17 protein-coding genes are annotated in these 19428 nt (G+C 75.0%); 8 read left to right on the forward strand and 9 right to left on the reverse strand.

All coding sequences use genetic code 11. The features are described 5' to 3' along the window. Positions 1-9 precede the first annotated feature (9 nt). On the reverse strand, positions 10-1062 hold the full coding sequence (locus tag ACIQGZ_RS21200; RefSeq protein ID WP_402603851.1) for a glycoside hydrolase family 26 protein: 1053 nt from the start codon (positions 1060-1062) through the stop codon (positions 10-12). Positions 1063-1478: 416 nt separating this feature from the next. Here ACIQGZ_RS21200 and ACIQGZ_RS21205 point away from each other — a divergent pair, with 416 nt between their 5' ends. The 6 genes from ACIQGZ_RS21205 (at position 1479) to ACIQGZ_RS21230 (ending at position 9263) form a co-directional block, all read left to right on the forward strand. Beyond that, entirely contained in the window at positions 1479-2846 is a 1368-nt protein-coding gene (locus tag ACIQGZ_RS21205) for a M20/M25/M40 family metallo-hydrolase (protein WP_402603854.1), read from the forward strand. 27 nt (positions 2847-2873) lie between these two features. Next, complete coding sequence (locus ACIQGZ_RS21210; protein WP_402603857.1) at positions 2874-4880, forward strand: prolyl oligopeptidase family serine peptidase; 2007 nt, start codon at positions 2874-2876, stop codon at positions 4878-4880. After that, on the forward strand, positions 4877-5821 hold the full coding sequence (locus ACIQGZ_RS21215) for an LD-carboxypeptidase (protein WP_402603860.1): 945 nt from the start codon (positions 4877-4879) through the stop codon (positions 5819-5821). Before ACIQGZ_RS21210 ends, ACIQGZ_RS21215 begins: the two co-directional genes overlap by 4 nt. A 189-nt stretch (positions 5822-6010) precedes the next feature. Continuing rightward, on the forward strand, positions 6011-7609 hold the full coding sequence (locus ACIQGZ_RS21220; protein WP_402603862.1) for an ABC-F family ATP-binding cassette domain-containing protein: 1599 nt from the start codon (positions 6011-6013) through the stop codon (positions 7607-7609). 354 nt (positions 7610-7963) lie between these two features. Next, complete coding sequence (locus ACIQGZ_RS21225) at positions 7964-8197, forward strand: helix-turn-helix domain-containing protein (RefSeq protein ID WP_402603864.1); 234 nt, start codon at positions 7964-7966, stop codon at positions 8195-8197. Between the two features lie 241 nt (positions 8198-8438). Next, a complete protein-coding gene (locus ACIQGZ_RS21230) occupies positions 8439-9263 on the forward strand; it encodes an enoyl-CoA hydratase/isomerase family protein (protein WP_402603867.1) in 825 nt (274 codons plus the stop codon). A 93-nt stretch (positions 9264-9356) separates the two neighbouring features. On the opposite strand, the gene ACIQGZ_RS21235 is transcribed toward ACIQGZ_RS21230, so the two are convergent. The 4 genes from ACIQGZ_RS21235 to ACIQGZ_RS21250 form a co-directional block, all read right to left on the reverse strand. Then, entirely contained in the window at positions 9357-10154 is a 798-nt protein-coding gene (locus ACIQGZ_RS21235) for a DUF6008 family protein (protein ID WP_402603870.1), read from the reverse strand. A 303-nt stretch (positions 10155-10457) separates the two neighbouring features. Next, positions 10458-11219 carry an SDR family oxidoreductase gene (locus ACIQGZ_RS21240; protein ID WP_402603872.1) on the reverse strand — a complete coding sequence of 254 codons (762 nt, stop codon included), beginning with the start codon at positions 11217-11219 and terminating at the stop codon, positions 10458-10460. A gap of 408 nt (positions 11220-11627) precedes the next feature. Then, a complete protein-coding gene (locus ACIQGZ_RS21245; protein WP_402603874.1) occupies positions 11628-12467 on the reverse strand; it encodes an SURF1 family protein in 840 nt (279 codons plus the stop codon). Between the two features lie 53 nt (positions 12468-12520). Next, on the reverse strand, positions 12521-13561 hold the full coding sequence (locus ACIQGZ_RS21250; RefSeq protein ID WP_402603877.1) for a DEDDh family exonuclease: 1041 nt from the start codon (positions 13559-13561) through the stop codon (positions 12521-12523). Positions 13562-13701: 140 nt separating this feature from the next. Here ACIQGZ_RS21250 and moaA point away from each other — a divergent pair, with 140 nt between their 5' ends. Next, positions 13702-14700, forward strand: coding sequence for a GTP 3',8-cyclase MoaA (moaA, locus tag ACIQGZ_RS21255; protein WP_402603880.1), 999 nt, complete (start codon positions 13702-13704; stop codon positions 14698-14700). 29 nt (positions 14701-14729) lie between these two features. Here moaA and ACIQGZ_RS21260 read toward each other — a convergent pair whose 3' ends face one another. Beyond that, the gene (locus ACIQGZ_RS21260; protein WP_402603883.1) at positions 14730-15017 is read right to left on the reverse strand and encodes a hypothetical protein; all 288 of its coding nucleotides are present in this window, start codon (positions 15015-15017) and stop codon (positions 14730-14732) included. A gap of 262 nt (positions 15018-15279) precedes the next feature. Next, positions 15280-15681, reverse strand: a complete 402-nt coding sequence (locus ACIQGZ_RS21265) for a DUF3099 domain-containing protein (RefSeq protein ID WP_402603885.1) — start codon at positions 15679-15681, stop codon at positions 15280-15282. A gap of 190 nt (positions 15682-15871) precedes the next feature. On the opposite strand from ACIQGZ_RS21265, the gene ACIQGZ_RS21270 reads away from it, so the two are divergent. Then, a complete protein-coding gene (locus ACIQGZ_RS21270) occupies positions 15872-16132 on the forward strand; it encodes a GlsB/YeaQ/YmgE family stress response membrane protein (RefSeq protein WP_402603887.1) in 261 nt (86 codons plus the stop codon). A gap of 80 nt (positions 16133-16212) precedes the next feature. On the opposite strand, the gene ACIQGZ_RS21275 is transcribed toward ACIQGZ_RS21270, so the two are convergent. Both ACIQGZ_RS21275 and ACIQGZ_RS21280 read right to left on the reverse strand, forming a co-directional pair. Continuing rightward, on the reverse strand, positions 16213-17628 hold the full coding sequence (locus ACIQGZ_RS21275; protein WP_402603889.1) for a metallopeptidase TldD-related protein: 1416 nt from the start codon (positions 17626-17628) through the stop codon (positions 16213-16215). After that, complete coding sequence (locus ACIQGZ_RS21280; protein WP_402603891.1) at positions 17628-19175, reverse strand: TldD/PmbA family protein; 1548 nt, start codon at positions 19173-19175, stop codon at positions 17628-17630. Before ACIQGZ_RS21280 ends, ACIQGZ_RS21275 begins: the two co-directional genes overlap by 1 nt. Between the last annotated feature and the right edge of the window lie 253 nt (positions 19176-19428).

The raw sequence follows: 19428 nt of genomic DNA on the forward strand, positions 1-19428 counted from the left end.
CCGCCGCCGTCAGGGCAGCGGCGCGCCGGGCGACCCGGACAGCAGCTCCCGGTAGACCTCGCTGGAGCGCGGGTTGCGGTCGCACTGCCAGAAGCCGTGCGGGCAGTAGTCGGTGGCGGTCTGGTAGAGCGTGTCATGGGTGCGGACCCAGTCCATCATCCGGCGGACGAACTCCGGGTCGTCGCCGTACCGGAACAGCCCCCACTCCGGGTACGACACCGGCTTGCCGTGCGCGGCGGCGAACTCCACCTGGTGGCGCAGCCCGTACGGCTGGTCGACGTAGTCGTCGAAGCCGCGACCGGGCGCCTGGTCGTAGTTGTCCATCCCGAGCACGTCGACCACGTCGTCACCCGGGTAGCAGCGGGTCCACGGGACGGCGTCCAGCCCCCGGCTGGGCGCGAAGTCGAACCGGAAGCGCTGCCCCGGCACCGAGCGCAGCACCGAGACGATCCGCCGCCAGTACAGCCGCCAGCCGTCCGGGTCGGGCGCGCAGCGGTGGGTGTAGGTGGTGCCGTTCATCTCCCAGCCCAGCACCAGGACGGTATCGGTCGCGCCGAGCCCCACCAGGGTGCGGGCCAGCCGCAGGAAGTGCCGGTCGAAGTCGCCCTCCACGCCCCGGTGGATCAGCTCCCGCACCTCGTCGTCCCCCACCTCGCCCTCGTTGTCGGCCTGCATCGGCACCCCGAGCACCAGCATCCGGTCCGCGCGGGCCAACCGCCACCGGCTCCACGGCGCCAGCACCGCCGGGTCGCCCTCGATGTCGGACCACTGGTCGCCCGAGAGGTAGGTGTGCCCCACCTGGACGTTCGCGCCGCCCAGCCACCGCGCCAGCGGGCCGATGCTGCGGACGCCGTCCTCCCAGGAGCCCAGGAACGCCCCGAACGGCACCTCGTGGCCGGGCACGGCGGTGCGGTCCGGGCCCCCGGCGGCGGGCAGGCCGTCGGCCGACACGGCGGGGGTGGCGCCGTGCGGGGCGGCGGGCCGGGGGATGGTGAACGGCGCGCTCGCGGCGGCGAGCAGCGCCAGGCAGGCGGCGGCCAGCGTCAGGCGGCCGAGCGGCATCGTCACTCCTCGGAGGGTCGGGGGTGCCGCCGACAGTAACCCCCTTGTCCGGCGAAGCAGCTGATTTATCCTCATGGCGGACATCGGGTGACACCTTCGAATGAATCGGCCCCGGTGGGCCGTCGGACGTCCGGCGCGGCGCGCTCGACGGCGGCGCCGGAAGCAGCCGGGTCCGGCGCGGCGAACCCAGGGCTCGATGCGCCTTCCCGCGCAGCCCGGCAGCAGCGCCCGGCGGTCCCGGGCACTCCGCCAAGCCACTTCGCCAAGGCACTTCGCCAAGCCACTTCGCCAAGCCACTCCGGCAGGCTTGCCCGCACGGTGCCGCACCGGCCGCCGAGCGGACCGGGCCGGGCCCGGTTAGCGTGGCCGCACGGCGCCATCGGGCACGCCGACCCCCAGCACCGAGGAGACCCGGTATGACGGAGGCGATCCAGGCGGCGCGGCCCGGCACCGACGACGCGCTGCTGTGCGAGGAGACCGTCCGGTTCACCTCCGAGCTGATCCGGATCGACACCAGCAACCGGGGCGGCGGCGACTGCCGGGAACGCCCCGCCGCCGAGTACGCCGCCGCCCTGCTGGCCGAGGCCGGACACCGCCCGCTGCTGCTGGAGTCCGCCCCCGGCCGGGCCAATGTGGTCACCCGGATCGCCGGCCGCGAACCGGCCCTGCCCGCCCTGCTGGTCCACGGCCACCTGGACGTCGTCCCCGCCGAGGCCGCCGACTGGACCGTGCCGCCGTTCTCCGGCGAGATCCGGGACGGCCTGGTCTGGGGCCGGGGCGCCGTCGACATGAAGAACACCGTCGCCACCATGCTGGCCGTCGCCCGCGCCTGGGCCCGCGAGGGCCGCCGCCCCCGCCGCGATGTGGTCCTCGCCCTCACCGCCGACGAGGAGGACAGCGCCGCCGCCGGCGCCGGCTGGCTGGCCGAGCACCACGCCGACCTGTTCGCCGGCTGCACCGAGGGCATCGGGGAGTCCGGCGGCCACACCGTGCACACCGCCGCCGGACAGCGCCTCTACCCGGTCGCCGCCGGGGAGCGCGGCACCGCCTGGCTGCGGCTGACCGCCACCGGCCGCGCCGGGCACGGCTCCCAGCCCAACGACGCCAACGCCGTCACCCGGCTCTGCGCCGCCATGGCCAGGATCGGCGCCCACCGGTGGCCGCCCAGGATCACCCCCACCGTACGGGCCGCGCTGACCGCCCTGGCCGAGGCCACCGGCACCCCGCTGGACCCCGGCTGCCTGGACGACCCGACCGGCGCCGGGGTGGACGACTTCGTCGCCCGCCTCGACCCGGCCGCCGCCACCCTGGTCGCCGGCACCCTGCGCAACAGCGCCCACCCCACCGTGCTGCGGGCCGGCGGCAAGGTGAACGTCGTCCCCGGCACCGCCACCGGCGGCGTGGACGGACGGGTGCTGCCCGGCGGCGAGCAGGAGTTCCACGCCACCCTGGACGCGCTCACCGGCCCCGACGTCGACTGGACGTACCAACACCGCACCATCCCGCTCCAGTCGCCCGTCGACGCCCCGCTGTTCGCCGCCATGCGCGATGCGCTGCTCGCCCACGACCCCGGCGCCCGGGTGGTGCCGTACGCGATGTCCGGCGGCACCGACGCCAAGCAGTTCTCCCGGCTCGGCATCACCGGCTACGGCTTCGCGCCGCTGCTGCTGCCGCCCGGCTTCGACCACCAGCGGCTCTACCACGGCGTGGACGAGCGGGTGCCCGTCGCCGCCCTGCACTTCGGCGCCCGGGTCCTGGACGACCTGCTGTCCAATGCCGGCTGACGCCCGGTCGGCGGCGTACGCTGCGGCATGGCCACCACTGCCCCGTACGGCACCTGGACATCACCGATCCGCGCCCGGGACGCCGCCGCCCACGACGGCCGGCCCGACTGGGTCGGCATCGTCGGCCCGGAGACCTGGTGGACCGAGCCCCGCCCCGCCGAGGGCGGCCGCACCACCCTGGTCCGCCGCCGCGCCGACGGCAGCACCGCCCCGCTGCTCCCCGCGCCGTGGAACGTCCGCAGCCGCGTCATCGAGTACGGCGGCCGACCCTGGGCGGCGCTGCCCGGCACTGCGGAGCGCGGCCCGGTCGCCGTCTTCAGCCACCTGGACGACCAGCGGCTGTACCGCTTCGAACCCGACACCCCCGGTGCCGTGCCGCAGCCGCTCACCCCCGAGCCCGACCACCCCGCCGCCCTGCGCTACGCCGACCCGGTGACCGCCCCCGGCGGCGCCGAGATCTGGTGCGTACGGGAGGCGTTCCACGGCCCCGGCCCCGGTGACCTGCGGCGTTCGCTGGTCGCCGTACCGCTGGACGGCTCGGCCGCCGCCGACCCGTCCGCCGTCCGCGAACTGGCCGCCGACCTGCACTTCGTCACCGGCCCCCGGCTCTCGCCCGACGGCCGCCACGCCGCCTGGCTCGGCTGGGAGCACCCGGCGATGCCCTGGGACGGCACCGCCCTGCGGGTCGCCGCCATCCACCCCGACGGCACCCTCGGCAGCCCCCGCACCGTCGCCGGCGGCCCCACCGAGGCCGTCTGCCAGGCCGACTGGCTGGACGACGCCACCCTGCTGGCCGTCACCGACCCCGACGGCTGGTGGAACCCGTACCGCGTCGACATCGCCACCGGCGCCACGACCGCTCTGCACCCGGCCCCGGAGGAGTTCGGCGGCCCGCTGTGGCGGCTCGGCCAGCGCTGGTGCGCCGTGCTGCCGGACGGCCGGATCGCCGTCACCCACGGCAGCGGCAGCCGGCGGCTCGGCATCCTCGACCCCGCCACCGGCACCCTGGACGACCTCGCCGGACCATGGACCGAGTGGGCCGCCACCCTGGACGCCCGCGACGGCCGGATCGCCGCCGTCGCCGCCGGACCCACCCGGGGCTGGGAGGTGCTGGAGATCGACCCCGCCACCCTGACCGCCACCGTCGCCGGCCACCCGCACCTCGACCCGGTCGACCCCGGCCACCTGCCGGAATCCCGGCCCCGCACCTTCACCGGCCCGGACGGCCGCGAGGTGCACGCCAACCTCCACCCGCCGCGCAACCCCGACGTCACCGCGCCGCCCGGCGAACTGCCGCCGTACGTCGTCTTCGTGCACGGCGGCCCGACCAGCCGCGCCCCGCTGACCCTGGACCTGGAGATCGCCTACTTCACCAGCCGGGGCATCGGCGTGGTCGAGGTCAACCACGGCGGCTCCACCGGCCACGGCCGCGCCTACCGCGAACGGCTGCGCGGCCAGTGGGGCGTGGTGGACGTGGCCGACTGCGCCACCGCCGCCCGCGCGCTGGCCGCCGAGGGCCTGGCCGACCCGGACCGCCTCGCCGTCCGGGGCGGCAGCGCCGGCGGCTGGACCGCCGCCGCCTCGCTGGCCACCACCGACCTCTACCGCTGCGGCACCATCAGCTACCCCGTACTGGACCTCACCGCCTGGAGCAGCGGCGGCACCCACGACTTCGAATCCCGCTACCCGGACTCGCTGATCGGCCCGCTGCCCGAGGCCGCCGACCGCTACCGCGACCGCTCCCCGGTCAGCCACGCCGACCGGATCACCGCCCCCTTCCTACTGCTCCAGGGGCTGGACGACACCATCTGCCCGCCCGCGCAGGCCGAGCGGCTGCTCGCCGGGATCGCCGGCCGGGGCGTCCCGCACGCCTATCTGACCTTCGCCGGGGAGGGCCACGGCTTCCGCCGCGCCGACACCCTCGTCACCGCGCTGGAGGCCGAACTCGCCCTGTACGCGTACGCCTTCGGCCTGGCCCGGGACGACCTCGCACCGCTGGACCTCACCGGACCGGCCGACCGGAGCGCCCGATGACCACCGCCCGGCCGCCGCGCCCGCTCACCCGGCCCCGGCGGCTGCGGCCCGGCGACCGGGTGGCCGTGGTCGCGCCCAGCGGACCGGTGCCCGCCGACCGGCTGGCGCGCGGCTGCGACCTGCTGCGCTCCTGGGGCCTGGCGGTCGAGGTGGCGCCGCACGCGCTGGACACCCACCCCCGGCTGCCCCACCTGGCGGGCACCGACGCCGACCGGGCCGGCGACCTGCAACGGGCCTGGCTCGATCCCGGCATCGCGGCGGTGGTCTGCGCCCGCGGCGGCTACGGCGTCCAGCGGCTGCTGGACCTGCTCGACTGGCCGGCCCTGGCCGAGGCACCGCCCAAGGTGCTGGTCGGCCACAGCGACATCACCGCGCTGCACCGGGCAGTCGCCCACCGGCTCGGCCTGGCGAGCCTGCACGGCCCGATGGCGGCCTCCGAAGCCCTGCTCACCGACCCGGCCACCGCCGAGCACCTGCGCCGCACCCTCTTCGAGCCGGAGACCGTACGGACCCTCACCGCACCCACCGCCGAGACGCTCGTCCCCGGCCGCGCCCGGGGCGTCACCGCGGGCGGCTGCGCCACGCTGCTCGCCGCCGAGTGCGGCACCCAGGGCTCCGGCCCCCTCCCGCCGGGCACGATCCTGCTGCTGGAGGACGTCGGGGAGGCCCTCTACCGGCTGGACCGGGTGCTCACCCAGCTGCTCCGCTCCGGGCAGCTGGCCCAGGTCGCCGGGATCGCCCTCGGCAGCTGGACCGGGTGCGGTCCCGCCGACCCGGTCCGTGAGCTGATGCTGGACCGGCTGGGCCCGCTCGGCGTACCGATCGTCCGGGAGCTGGGCTTCGGCCACGGCCCGAGCACGCTGACCGTACCGCTGGGCGCCGACGCCGTACTGGACGCCGACGCCGCCACCCTCACCCTGACCGCCCCCGCGCTCCGCTGACGCCCGGGACCGGGGGCACCGGGAGGCCGCCGCGCCGGACGGTAGACTGGCCCGCATGGCTGTTCTCTCCGGGCATTAGCGGCGCACGGTCCGCACCGCGCCACCAGGTCCCCGCCGTCCCGCCGGTCCCCGCCGAGCAGCGCCCCAGCGGCGCGCCCGGGGCCGCCCGCCCCCAGGAGTACTACCGCCATGATCGCCGCCAACGCCGTCGAACTGCGCGCCGGCGCCCGCATCCTCCTTGAGTCCGCCAGCTTCCGGGTCGCCCCCGGCGACCGGATCGGCCTGGTCGGCCGGAACGGCGCGGGCAAGACCACCCTCACCAAGGTGCTGGCCGGCGAGGGCGCCCCCGCCGGTGGCAGCGTCACCCGCTCCGGCCAGGTCGGCTACCTGCCGCAGGACCCGCGCACCGGCGACCTCGACGTGCTCGCCCGCGACCGCGTCCTGTCCGCCCGGGGGCTGGACTCGGTGCTGCGCAACATGCGCCTCACCGAGGAGAAGATGGCCAACGGCAAGGGCGCCACCCGCGACAACGCGATGAAGAAGTACTCCCGGCTGGAGACCGAGTTCCTCACCAAGGGCGGTTACGCCGCCGAGGCGGAGGCCGCCACCATCGCGGCCAGCCTGGGCCTGCCGGACCGGGTGCTCGGCCAGCCGCTGCACACCCTCTCCGGCGGCCAGCGGCGCCGGGTGGAGCTGGCCCGCATCCTGTTCTCCGACTCCGACGTGCTGCTGCTGGACGAGCCGACCAACCACCTGGACGCCGACTCGATCAGCTGGCTGCGGGACTTCCTGAAGACCTACCGCGGCGGCTTCATCGTGATCTCGCACGACATCAACCTGGTGGAGACCGTGGTCAACAAGGTCTTCTACCTGGACGCCAACCGGTCGTGCATCGACATCTACAACATGGGCTGGCGGCAGTACCAGCAGCAGCGCGAGGCCGACGAGAAGCGCCGCAAGCGCGAGCGCGCCAATGCCGAGAAGAAGGCGTCCGCGCTCAACTCGCAGGCCGACAAGATGCGCGCCAAGGCCACCAAGACCGTCGCCGCGCAGAACATGGCCCGCCGCGCCGAGAAGCTGCTGGCCGGTCTCGACCAGGTCCGCCGCTCCGACCGGGTCGCCAAGCTGCGCTTCCCGGACCCGGCTCCCTGCGGCAAGACCCCACTGACCGCCGAGGACCTCTCCAAGTCCTACGGCTCACTGGAGATCTTCGCCGGGGTGGACCTGGCCATCGACCGGGGCTCCAAGGTCGTCGTCCTCGGCCTCAACGGCGCCGGCAAGACCACCCTGCTGCGGATGCTGGCCGGGGTGGAGCAGCCGGACACCGGCGAGGTGCGGCCCGGCCACGGGCTCAAGCTGGGGTACTACGCCCAGGAGCACGAGACGCTGGACCCGGACCGTACGGTGCTGGAGAACATGCGCTCCGCCGCGCCGGACATGGACCTGGTGGAGATCCGCAAGATCCTCGGCTCCTTCCTGTTCTCCGGCGACGACGTGGACAAGCCCGCCGGGGTGCTCTCCGGCGGTGAGAAGACCCGGTTGGCCCTGGCCACCCTGGTGGTCTCCAGCGCCAATGTGCTGCTGCTGGACGAGCCCACCAACAACCTGGACCCGGCCAGCCGCGAGGAGATCCTGGGCGCGCTGCGGTCCTTCACCGGCGCGGTGGTGCTGGTCACCCACGACGAGGGTGCGGTGGACGCGCTCCAGCCGGAGCGGATCATCCTGCTGCCGGACGGCGTGGAGGACCTCTGGAGCGCCGCCTACTCCGACCTGGTCTCGCTCGCCTGATCCGGTCCGGATCGCCGGGCGGCCGCGCCCGAGGCGGGTCCGGGCTGGACACCGGGTCCTGCAACTGGACCAGAAGAGTTCATATCCGGGCTCCGCCCACCGCCTTTCGGCGGGAAGCGGAGCCCGATCTTCTTTGTTTGTGTTTTATCCGTGAAAGCCGGGCTGATCAGCTATTTCTCCTGAGTCGCCCGGCCATCTCGGGGGCGTGCGGCCCAAGGGCGAGCGCCCTTGCAGTGAGCGGGCGCCACCCAGCGTGCGCACTTTCCCCGTAACGACCTTGTGGAATGGGTGGCCAGGATGCCGCCCATGGGTGATCATGGGAATCCGATCGAGCACTGCAACGAGGAGGCACGGGTGGCCGAGACTCTGAAAAAGGGCAGCCGGGTAACCGGTGCCGCACGTGAGAAGCTCGCGGCCGAGCTGAAGAAAAAGTACGACTCCGGGGCGAGTATTCGCGCCCTCGCGGAGGAGACCGGTCGCTCCTACGGCTTCGTGCACCGCATGCTCAGTGAGTCCGGAGTGACCCTTCGGGGCCGGGGCGGTGCCACGCGCGGCAAGGCCAAGGCTACGGCGGCTGCCGGCTCCTGACGGGGCCGCCGAACCGGCGGGCGCACCCGAACCGACCGGGGCCCGCCGGGACCGTAGCGCAGCACACCCAATCCCAGATCCGCATCCCAGATCCGACGACGCGGCGGCCGGGCACCGGCCGGGCCCGGTGGCCTCTGCGCACTGGTCCCGCAGGCGCCCCGGCCGCCGTTCGCTGCCACCCGGTGGTTACTCTTCGGTAGCGTCCCCGTTCCGGGGGACCGCTGGAGACCTGGAGGTTGCCGTGACCACTCCCGCCGACCAGCCGCCCGCCACCCCCGGCAGTGGGCCGGAGGAGTGGGAGCGCAGCGGCGTCCGGCTCCGGATCGAGGACGCCCTCGCCACCGTCACGCTCTGCCACCCGCAGCGGCGCAACGCCCAGACCCCCGCCATGTGGCGGGCGCTGGCCGCCATCGGCCGCGCACTGCCCGGCACCGTACGGGTGGTGGTGCTGCGGGCCGAGGGGGTCTCCTTCTCGGCCGGTCTGGACCGCGCCATGTTCACCCCCGAGGGCATCCCCGGCGAGCCCGGCCTGCTCACGCTGGCCGCCGCCGGCGACGCCGAACTCGACGCCGCCATCGCCGGCTACCAGGAGGCGTTCACCTGGTGGCGCCGCGCCGACCTGGTCACCGTCGCCGCCGTGCAGGGGCATGCGGTCGGGGCCGGGTTCCAGCTCGCTCTGGCCTGCGACCTGCGGGTGGTGGCGGAGGACGCCCGGTTCGCCATGAAGGAGACCACGCTCGGGCTGGTCCCCGACCTGGGCGGCACCAAGCCGCTCACCGATCTGGTCGGGTACGCGCGGGCGCTGGAGATCTGCGTGACCGGGCGCTGGGTGCACGCGGCGGAGGCGGTGCGCAGCGGGCTGGCGGCGCTCTGCGTACCGCTGGACGAGCTGGACGACGCCGCCCGGGACCTGGCCGCCGCGCTGCTGGCGGCGCCGCGCTCCGCCGTCAACGAGACCAAGGCCCTGCTCCAGGGCGCCGCCGCCCGCAGCTACGACCAGCAGCGCGCCGCCGAACGCGCCGCCCAGGCCCGCCGCCTCCGCGACCTCGCCGACCTGGGCGACTGACCCCTCGGGGCCGGGGCGGCGAGCGCCGCCCCGGCCCGCCGCCGGGCCGTACGTACCGCCGGGCGGGCCCGCACACCGGGTCCGCCCGGTCGGCTAGGTGGCCGGTCCGGCCAGTACGGGGCTGCCGTCCGGGCTCTCGGAGCGACCGCAGGTGCAGACCTCCGTCCCGAGCGGCGCCGGCTCCCGCTCGGCCTCGCGTCCGGCGGCACCGCCGCCGCCGTCCGGTACGGCGGCGGCGCTGCGGTGCTCCCGCCACAGGTGGTAGAGGGCAAGGCCGAAGATCACACTGCCGACCACATTGGCGACGAAGTGCCACCAGACCCGGTAGGTGGTCAGTCCCGCCCCCGGCTCCAGCGTGCCGAACCAGGTGGACAGGCCGATGGCCCGCTGTGCGCCGAAGGCGACCGACAGCGTCAGGGAGAGGTGCTCCAGGCCGTGGATGCCCTGCATCCAGACGCCCATCTTGGCCCACTTGCGGGAGGTGGGATGTCTGGTGGCGTCCCGGGTCACCAGGGCGACGCCGACCAGTCCGGCAAGGAAGATCAGGTTGCCGACCAGGTGCAGGATCTCCATGCCGAGCGTGGCCTTGGACGGGTCCACCTGCCCCATGCCCCGGGCCAGGCCGTCGCCCCACGGCGTCATCCAGGACGGTGCGTTGGGGTGGGCGATCCAGTATCCGGCCTGGGCCACATGCTCCTGGAGGTGTCCGGCCTGGCCGACCACGCCGAGCGCCAGCAGGCCGATGGCCAGCGGGCGCAGCCAGGGCCGGACCGTCGTCCCCCGGCCGGCGAAGGCCAGCACGCCCACCGCCAGCCACATGACGACGGCCCAGAGGGTGAGGAGGACGGCGCCGGTGACATCCAGGGTGGAGACTAACGGCGCATGCGACATACCGGGCATATCCATTGAGTGGTTCATACACACACTCCTAGCGCGCGCAGCGAAGCGATGACTCCACCCGTCATCGGGCATCCTCGCGGCTGTCACGTTAAGTCCCGGCGGCGCCGCCGACTACTTCCATCGTGCTCTCTTCACGCCGTTCTCTCCGGACGCCGTTCTCTCCGGACGCCGTTCTCTTTGGGACGCCGTTCTCTCCCGACGCCGTGCCCTCTCCGAGACGGCGCCGCGCCGCGGCGGGCGGCACCGAGCCGCGCGGCCCCGGGCACGCGCAGCTCGGAGGCCGCCCGCCCAGGGCTAGAGACTGCGCAGCGCCCCGCCGTCCACCGGCAGCATCACCCCGGTGAGGTAGGAGGCGGCGGGGGAGAGCAGGAAGGCGGCGACCCGGCCGAACTCCTCCGGGGTGCCGTAGCGCCGCAGCGGCACACTGGCCGCGCCACGGGCTCGCGCCCCCTCCGGGTCGCCGCCGAGCGCGTCCAGCTCCCGTACCCGGTCGGTGTCGATCCGGCCCGGCAGCAGCCCGACCACCCGGATGCCGCGCGGCCCCAGCTCGTCGGCCAGGGTCTTGGCGACCATCGCCAGCCCCGGCCGCAGCCCGTTGGAGACGGCCAGGCCGTCGATCGGCTGCCGTACGGACCCGGAGAGCACGAAGCCGATCACCCCGCCCTCGCCCAGCGCCGCCGCCGTGGCCCGAGCGAGCCGCAGCGCGCCCAGGAAGACGGACTCGAAGGCGTCCCGCCAGCTGTCGTCGTCCACGGTGGTGACGCTCCCGGCGGGCGGCCCGCCGACGCTGATCAGCACGCCGTCCAGCCGCCCGAACCGGGCCTGCGCAGCGGCCACCAGCCGCTCCGCGGTGCCCGAATCGGCGTTGTCGGCCGCCAGCCCGAGAGCCCTGGGCAGCCCGCCGAGTTCGGTGGCGGCTTTGTCGACCGACTCCTGCTCGCGCCCGGTCACCACGACCCGTGCGCCCTCCGCCACCAACTGGTGGGCGGTGGCCAGCCCCAGCCCTCGGGTGGAGCCGGTCACGATGAAGACTCTGTCCCGCAGTCCAAGATCCATGGCCCTATAATGCCCCTCGCCCGCCCGGCAGCCCCGCCCCGCCGCACCGACGCGCCCCGTGCCGCCCACCCCGCCGGCGGACCGGCGAGGCCGTGCGGGAGGTCAGGTGCCCGCACGGCCCCACCCGCACCCTTCCCCTCGGGCACCGCCGTCACCCCTCCGGCCGCCCCCCGGACCGCCGCAGCCGCTCGCCCCGCTTGCCGAAGCCCGCCCCGCCGTCGCGGCTCCGCGCCACGCCCTCGCCGCCCGGCATCGGTCCACCGGTCGCTCCCTGTTCCCCGGCGGCCCGTACCGGTGCCGGCGCCCCCTGCGGCCCGGCTCACGGCGGACGGCGTCAACCGCGCGCCGCACCCGCCCGTCCTCCGGTGGCGGGAATCCCCTCGCCCCGAAGCGCGGCGTCGCCGCCCGCTACTCCCCGGGCCCGGCCGCCACCGTGGCCGCCGCCAGCGGCTCGGGCCCGTCGGCGGCGGTCTCGCCCAGGTCGGCGGCGGCCTTGGCCTCCCGCAGCTCCCTGACCTCCCGCCGCAGCAGCACCACCCAGCCCACCGGCACCATCGCGGTGAACAGCCACCACTGCACCGCGTACGCCATGTGCGGGCCGATGTCCGAGTGGTCCGGGTCGGGCAGCAGCTCGGCCTGGGCGCGCGGCTTGGGCGAGGTGCCGACCAGCTCCAGGTAGCCGCCGAGCACCGGGCCGCCGAGCCGCTTGGCCTGCTGCTCGCTGTTGATCATCATGTACTGCCGGTCCGGCAGCCCGCCCCGGTCCCGGATGCCGCTGCTGCCGCTGGTCTCGTCCGCCCGCAGCCGCCCGGTCACGGTGACCTCACCGGTCGGCGCCGCCGGCACCCTGGGGTAGACGGTGGCGTCGGTACCGGAGTCCACCCAGCCCCGGTTGACCAGCACCCGGCTGCCGTCCGAGGTGACCAGCGGTGTGATCACGAAGTACCCGATCCGGTCGCCGTCGGCGTCGGTGCGCTGGCGCACCACGAACTCGTCGGCGGCGTCGTAGTGCCCGGTCGCGCTGACCCGCCGCCAGGTGAGGTCGGTCGGGATGTCGAATCCCGGCCTGGTCAGGGAGCCGATCGGCACCGGCTCGGCCGCCAGGTTCCGGCCGATCAGGGTGTTGCGCGCCACCCGGGCCTCATGGCGGTGCAGCTGCCAGAAGCCCAGCCGGATCATCACCGGCACCAGCAGCACCGCGAGCAGCGTGGTGATCGCCCAGCGCCGGGAGAGCAGAAATCGGTACACACCGGCACGGTACCCGTGCCGCCCCGGCCGCCCCCCGCCGGGGGGTGCGGCCGTCAGGACGACGGCCCGCCGGGGTGCGGCACCCGCGTCTGCGGGGCCACATCGCGCAGCAGCTGGAGGAACGCCTGCTCGTCCAGCACCGGAGTGCCGACCTCCCGCGCCCGCCGGGCCTTGCCGCTCCAACTGCCCGGCTCATTGGTGACCAGCACACTGGTCAGCCGGCTGACCGACGTCGCGACGTGCAGCCCGGCCTCCACCGCCCGGTCCTCCAGCAGCTCCCGTTCGGTCGCGGTGTCGCCGCTGAACGCCACCCGCATCCCCTGCACCAGCGGGCCGCCCTCCTGCCAGCGGCCGGGGTTGGGGTACGGGCAGGGCGGCCGCTTGCGCGACGGCCGGTAGGACCCCCACGAGGAGCGCCCACCGCTGCGCGCGCCCGGCACCGACGGCTCGGCGCCGCTCACCTCGACCGGCGCCACACAGGCCGTCAGCGGCAGCGCCGCCCCGGCCGCCGCCGCCAGGTGCAGGCTGGGCCGGAACGCCTCCGCCAGCACCCGGGCGTCGTCCAGCGCGTGGTGGGCCCGCTGCTGGGCCACGCCGAAGTGCGCGGCCAGCGACTCCAGCTTGTGGTTGGGCAGCGGCAGCCCCAGGTCGCGGGAGAGCACGATGGTGCAGAGCCGCTGCTCCACCGGCGCCGCGCCGCCCATCCGCAGGAACTCCCGGGCGATCATGTTCCAGTCGAAGAGCGCGTTGTGCGCCACCAGCACCCGCCCGGCCAGCCGCGCCGCCAGCTCGGCCGCCACCTCGGGGAAGGTCGGCGCGCCGTCCAGCACCTCGCTGGTGAGGCCGTGGATCCAGACCGGCCCCGGGTCGCGCTCCGGGTTGACTGGCGAGTACCAGTGGTCGATCACATCGCCGTACCCGTCCAGCCGGTAGACGGCGGCCGACACGATGCGGTCGGTGCGCCCCAGGCCGGTGGTCTCCACGTCCACGACGGCGTAGCCCTGCGGGTACGCGGAGGGCCAGACGGGCGGCGGCGGGCAGGCGAAGGGGGCCGGCCACTGGGCCTCCCCCTCCGACGGGTCGAGGGCGTGCATGGTGGATCACCATACGGGCAATCGCGGACATCGACGGTGCGGTCGCCGCAGTCCGCCGGGCCGCACCCGCCCGGCCTGCGGCGATCGGCGGCCCGCCGGGCTGTCCGACCCAGGCACTAAGCTGGGCCGGGACAGAGGAGGTGGCCGCCGTTCTCATCGACTCCTTCGGCCGCACGGCCGTCGACCTGCGGGTGTCGCTGACCGACCGTTGCAACCTCCGCTGCACCTACTGCATGCCGGAGGAGGGGTTGCAGTGGCTCGGCAAGCCGCAGCTGCTGACCGATGAGGAGATCGTCCGGCTGGTCGGTGTCGCGGTGCGCGACCTGGGGGTCACCGGCGTCCGGTTCACCGGCGGCGAGCCGCTGCTGCGGCCCGGTCTGGTCGGCATCGTGGCCGCCTGCGCGGCCCTGGAGCCGCGCCCGGAGCTGTCGCTGACCACCAATGGCATCGGGCTGGCCCGTACCGCCGCCGCGCTGCGCGGCGCGGGCCTGGACCGGGTCAATGTCTCGCTGGACACCCTGGACGCGGCCACCTTCCACACCCTCACCCGGCGCGACCGCCTCCGGGACGTGCTGGCCGGGATGGCCGCCGCCGACGCGGCCGGGCTGACCCCGGTGAAGGTCAACACGGTGCTGATGCGCGGCGTCAACGACCACGAGGCCGCCGACCTGCTGGCCTGGTGCCTGGAGCGCGGCTATGAGCTGCGCTTCATCGAGCAGATGCCGCTGGACGCCCAGCACGGCTGGGACCGCAGGTCGATGGTCACCGCCGAGGAGATCCTGGAGCGGTTGGCGGCCCGCTTCGCCCTCACCCCCGAGCCGTCCACCCGGCGCGGCGCGGCCCCCGCCGAGCGGTGGCTGGTCGACGGCGGTCCGGCCGTCGTCGGGGTGATCGGCTCCGTCACCCGGCCGTTCTGCGCGGCCTGCGACCGCACTCGCCTCACCGCCGACGGCCAGGTCCGCAACTGCCTCTTCGCCCGCGAGGAGACCGATCTGCGGGCGGCGCTGCGCTCCGGTGCGGGGGACGCGGAGCTCGCACGGCTCTGGCGGGCGGCGATGTGGGGCAAGAAGGCGGGCGCCGGGATCGACGATCCGGAGTTCCTCCAGCCGGTCCGGCCGATGTCCGCGATCGGCGGCTGAGCGCCCCCGGTCGCCGGGGGTGCCGGGCGTCAGCCCTGGGTACCGGGCTCGGTCCAGTCGGCCAGCGGCACCACGTCCTTGAGGAAGCCCCGGACGCCGAGGAACTGCGACAGCTGCTCGCGGTGCTCCTCGCAGGCCAGCCAGGTCTTGCGGCGCTCCGGGGTGTGCAGCTTGGGGTTGTTCCACGCCAGCACCCACACAGCCGGCACCCGGCAGCCCTTGGCCGAGCAGACCGGCGCCCCGTCAGGTCCCTGCCCGGCGGGGCCGCCGCCCAGCGGCAGGCCGAAGTCGGGGCGGGGCTGCTGAGGGGTGGTCATCGCGCGGTTCCTGACGTGCGGGGGACGGTCCGGCGATCAGTCTGCCACCCGCTGCCGGCCGCAGGTCGGCGCCCGTACGGCGGCGGACATGGGTGACGCCGGGCAGCCACGGGGGGAGCCGCCCGGCGTCGGTCCATCACTCCGACGGGGGATACGGAGCGCGTAGGAAGTATTGCACGCATGTACACCCGGGCACCCATGGAACCCCGGATTGATCACAGGTTCCGGTGCCGCCCGGCGGCCGGGCCCGCGGAGCGCGGCGTCAACGCCGCTCCCAGCCCGACTCCTCCGCCTCGCCGACCAGGGTGACCGGCTCGTCGCGGCCCGCCGAGGCGTCCGGATCGTCGGTCCTGTCCGGGTCGCCCCGGTCGAGGGTCGGTGTCGGCGGCTCGTCGATGAAGCTCTTGGGCAGGCCGGGGGCGTTCTCCCGGCCGGCGTTGGCGATCACCACGGCGATGTACGGCAGGATCAGCCCGCCCACCAGCGCCACCCAGGCGATCGGCCGCTCCACGTTCCACAGCACCACGGCCAGGATCACGCAGACGGTCCGGATCGACATGGAGATGATGTAGCGCCGCTGGCGGCCCCGCACATCGTCGGTGAGGCTCGCGCGTGCCCCGGTGATCCGGAACACCCCGTCGTCACGCCCGATGCTCTTGCCCATCGCCCTCGCCGCCCTCGTCCCCCCGCATCGCCCCGTTTCTTCGGGCGATTCCACGGTACGCCGCCCGGTGCACGCGCCGGAAGTCGGCCCCGCCGTGTCGCGGCGCCGCCCGGGAGTAGTCGCGTGGGTGCCAGGGCAGACGCCCTGCTGCACCCCGGCGCCGGTCCGGGAAGGGACGTAGGGAGAGAAGATGACGTTCGTATGGGCCATCGTCGCGGGCCTGATCATCGGGGTGATCGCCAGGCTGATCCTGCCCGGCCGGCAGCCGATCCCGATCTGGCTGACCATTCTGCTGGGCATCGTCGGCGGGCTGATCGGCAATGTGATCGCGTCGGCCCTCGGGGTCCGGGTGACCGGGGGGTTCGACTGGATTCGGCACATCCTCCAGGTCGTCGTCGCGGCCGTACTGATCAGCCTGGTCGCCCCGGCCTGGGGTCGGCGGCGGGTGTAGGCGAGGCAGGCGCACCGCGCCGGGCGGGCCCACGGCGGCCCGCCCGGCGGCCCCGGCCCCGCCGGGGCCCGAGGCGGGTCTCAGGACGCCTGGCTGACCGAACTCATGTTGAAGTCCGGCACCCGCACCGGCGGCATCGCGGCCCGGGTGAACCAGTCGCTCCACTCGCGCGGCAGGCAGCGCTCGGTGCGGCCCGCCTCGGTGATCCGGCCCAGCAGGTCCACCGGCGACTCGTTGAACCGGAAGTTGTTCACCGCGCCGACCACCTCGCCGCCCTCCACCAGGTAGACGCCGTCCCGGGTGAGGCCGGTGAGCAGCAGCGTCGCCGGGTCCACCTCGCGGATGTACCAGAGGCAGGTCAGCAGCAGCCCCCGTTCGGTACGGGCCGCCATCTCCTCCAGCGTCGGCGCGGCGGCCTGGTCGGCGGTCTCCAGCACCAGGTTGTCGATGCCCGGGGCGACCGGCAGCCCGGTCAGCTCGGCGGAGTGCCGGCTGGTCAGCAGGTTGGCCAGCTCGCCGTCCCGGACCCAGTCGGTCGCGGCCAGCGGCAGCCCGTTGTCGAAGACCGACTGCTCGCCGCCGGAGGAGTGCGCGATCACAAAGGGCGCGGCCTCAAGGCCCGGGTGCGCCGGGTCCGAGCGCAGGGTCAGCGGCAGCGGCGTCAGCCGCTCGCCGAGCCGGGTGCCGCCGCCGGGGCGGCTGAAGACGGTACGGCCCTCGCTGGCGTCCCGGCCGCCGGTGGACCAGCCGAGGTAGACCATCAGGTCGGCCACGGCGGATGGCGGCAGCAGGGTCTCGTACCGCCCGGCGGGCAGCTCGATCTTCCGCGCGCCCCAGGCCAGCCGCCGGGCGAGCTGCTCCTCCATGGCGCCGGGGTCCACATCGCGGAAGTCCCGGGTGGCGGCGCCGGCCCAGGCGGAGCCGGACAGGTCGCCGGTCTTGGCGTTGAGCTCGACCGTGCCGGTGGGCTGGTCGTGGCGCAGCCGCAGGCCGGTGGAGCTGCCCAGGTAGCTGGAGGTCGTCTCGTGCCGGGCGAAGCCGTACAGCAGCCGCCCGGCGGCCCGGGAGCGGGCGAACGCCTCGCCCAGCGCCGGGGCGAAGTCCGCGAAGACCTCGATGCCGGTCTCGGCGGGCCCGGCGGTGAAGTCGGCGGCGGCCGACGAGGACGCCTCGGCGCCGACCAGCGGCCGGGCGTCCTCGGCGGGCCCGGCGTCGCGGGCGGCGGCCTCGGCCGCGCGGACCAGGGCCGCCAGCTCGTCGGCGGTGACGGCCTCGCGGGAGACCACGCCGGAGGCGGTGCCCTGGGCGCCGTCCACGGTGGCGATCACGGTGAGGGTGCGGCTGCGGGTGACGCCGTTGGTGGTGAGCGCGTTGCCGGCCCAGCGGAGGTTGGCGGAGGACTCCTCGTCCGCGATGACGACGCAGCCGTCCGCGCGGGACAGTTCGAGGGCCCGTTCGACGATCTCGTGCGGCGGGGTGCCGTGGGTGGTCCGCATCAGCGACCCGCCTCCTGCTGGGTGTTGAGCACATTGACCTTGCGGAACAGCGCGGACGGGCAGCCGTGGCTGACCGCCGCCGTCTGGCCGGGTTGGGCCTTGCCGCAGTTGAACGCACCGCCGAGCACATAGGTCTGCGGGCCGCCGACGGCCTCCATGGAGCCCCAGAAGTCGGTGGTGGTGGCCTGGTAGGCGACGTCCTTGACCTGGCCGGCCAGCCGGCCGTTGCGGATCGCGAAGAACCGCTGCCCGGTGAACTGGAAGTTGTACCGCTGCATGTCGATCGACCAGGAGCGGTCACCGACGATGTACACGCCGTTCTCCACGCCCGCGATCAGCTCCTCGGTGTCGGGGCCGCCGACGGCCGGGCGCAGCGACACATTGGCCATCCGCTGCACCGGCACATGGGCGGGGGAGTCCGCGAAGGCGCAGCCGTTGGAGCGGCCCAGGCCCTTGAGCCGGGCCATCCGCCGGTCCAGCTGGTAGCCGACCAGCGTGCCGTCCTTGACCAGGTCCCAGGACTGCGTCCGCACGCCCTCGTCGTCGTAGCCGATGGTGGCCAGGCCGTGCTCGGCGGTGCGGTCGCCGGTCACCTGCATGACCTCGGAGCCGTACGCGAGGGTGCCGAGCTTGTCGAAGGTGGCGAAGGAGGTGCCCGCGTACGCGGCCTCGTAGCCGAGCGCCCGGTCCAGCTCGGTGGCGTGGCCGATGGACTCGTGGATGGTCAGCCACAGGTTGGACGGGTCGACCACCAGGTCGTACCGGCCGGCCCGGATGCTCGGGGCGCGCATCTTCTCGGCGAGCAGCTCGGGGATCTCCGCCAGCTCCCGGTCCCAGTCCCAGCCGGTGCCGCGCAGGTACTCCCAGCCGCGCCCGGCGGGCGGGGCGATGCTGCGCATCGAGTCGAAGGCCCCGGTGCGGTCGTCCACCGCGACCGCCTCGATCACCGGGTGCAGCCGGATGCGCTGCTGGGTGGTGACCGTGCCCGCCGTGTCCGCGTAGAACTTGTTCTCCTGGACGGTCAGCAGCGAGGCGTCCACATGGGAGACCCCGTCGGCGTCCAGCAGCCTGCGGCTCCACTCCGCGAGCAGCGCGGTCTTCTCCGCGTCGGGCACCTCGAAGGGGTTGACCTCGTACGAGGAGACCCACACCGCGTCCGGGTAGACCGGCTCGTCGGCCAGCTCCACCCGGTCGTCGCCGCCCGCCGCCGCGCTGACCCGCGCGGAGAGCCGGGCCACCGCCACCGCCTGCTCCGCCACCCGCACCGCCGCGTCCGCCGTCAGGTCGACCCCGGCGGCGAAGCCCCAGGCGCCGTCCAGCAGCACCCGGACGGCGAAGCCCAGCTGGACGCCGTCGGAGGTGCCCGAGGGGCGGGCGTCGCGCAGCCGCCAGGAGGCGTTGCGAATCCGCTCCAGCCGGAAGTCGGCGTGGCCGGCGCCCAGCTCCCGGGCCCGGCCGAGAGCGGCGTCCGCCAGGGCGCGTAGCGGCAGCGCGAGGAAGAGCGGATCGACGGCCCGAGGACGGGCCGTGGTGGGTGACTGCGGCATGGGACTCCCTGTCCGGGTCGAGGGGTCGCCGCCCGTGCCGGGGGTCTCCCGAGGGGCGGCGCTCGGGCGCCCCCGCACAGGGTCGCCCACGTCGCATCATGTCGCGTCCGTCGGCCCGCTGCCAGCGAGTTCCCGATCACCGGGCGGGTGTTTCCGTCGGGCCGGGGTGGCCCGCCCGGCGGCGGTGGGTGCGGCCTACTCCGGGTCGAAACATTTCGAGGCCGGGCTACTCGGAAACCGGAAGTGCCACCGT

The sequence above is a fragment of the Streptomyces sp. NPDC092296 genome, from assembly GCF_044755465.1.
Lineage (GTDB): Bacteria > Actinomycetota > Actinomycetes > Streptomycetales > Streptomycetaceae > Peterkaempfera.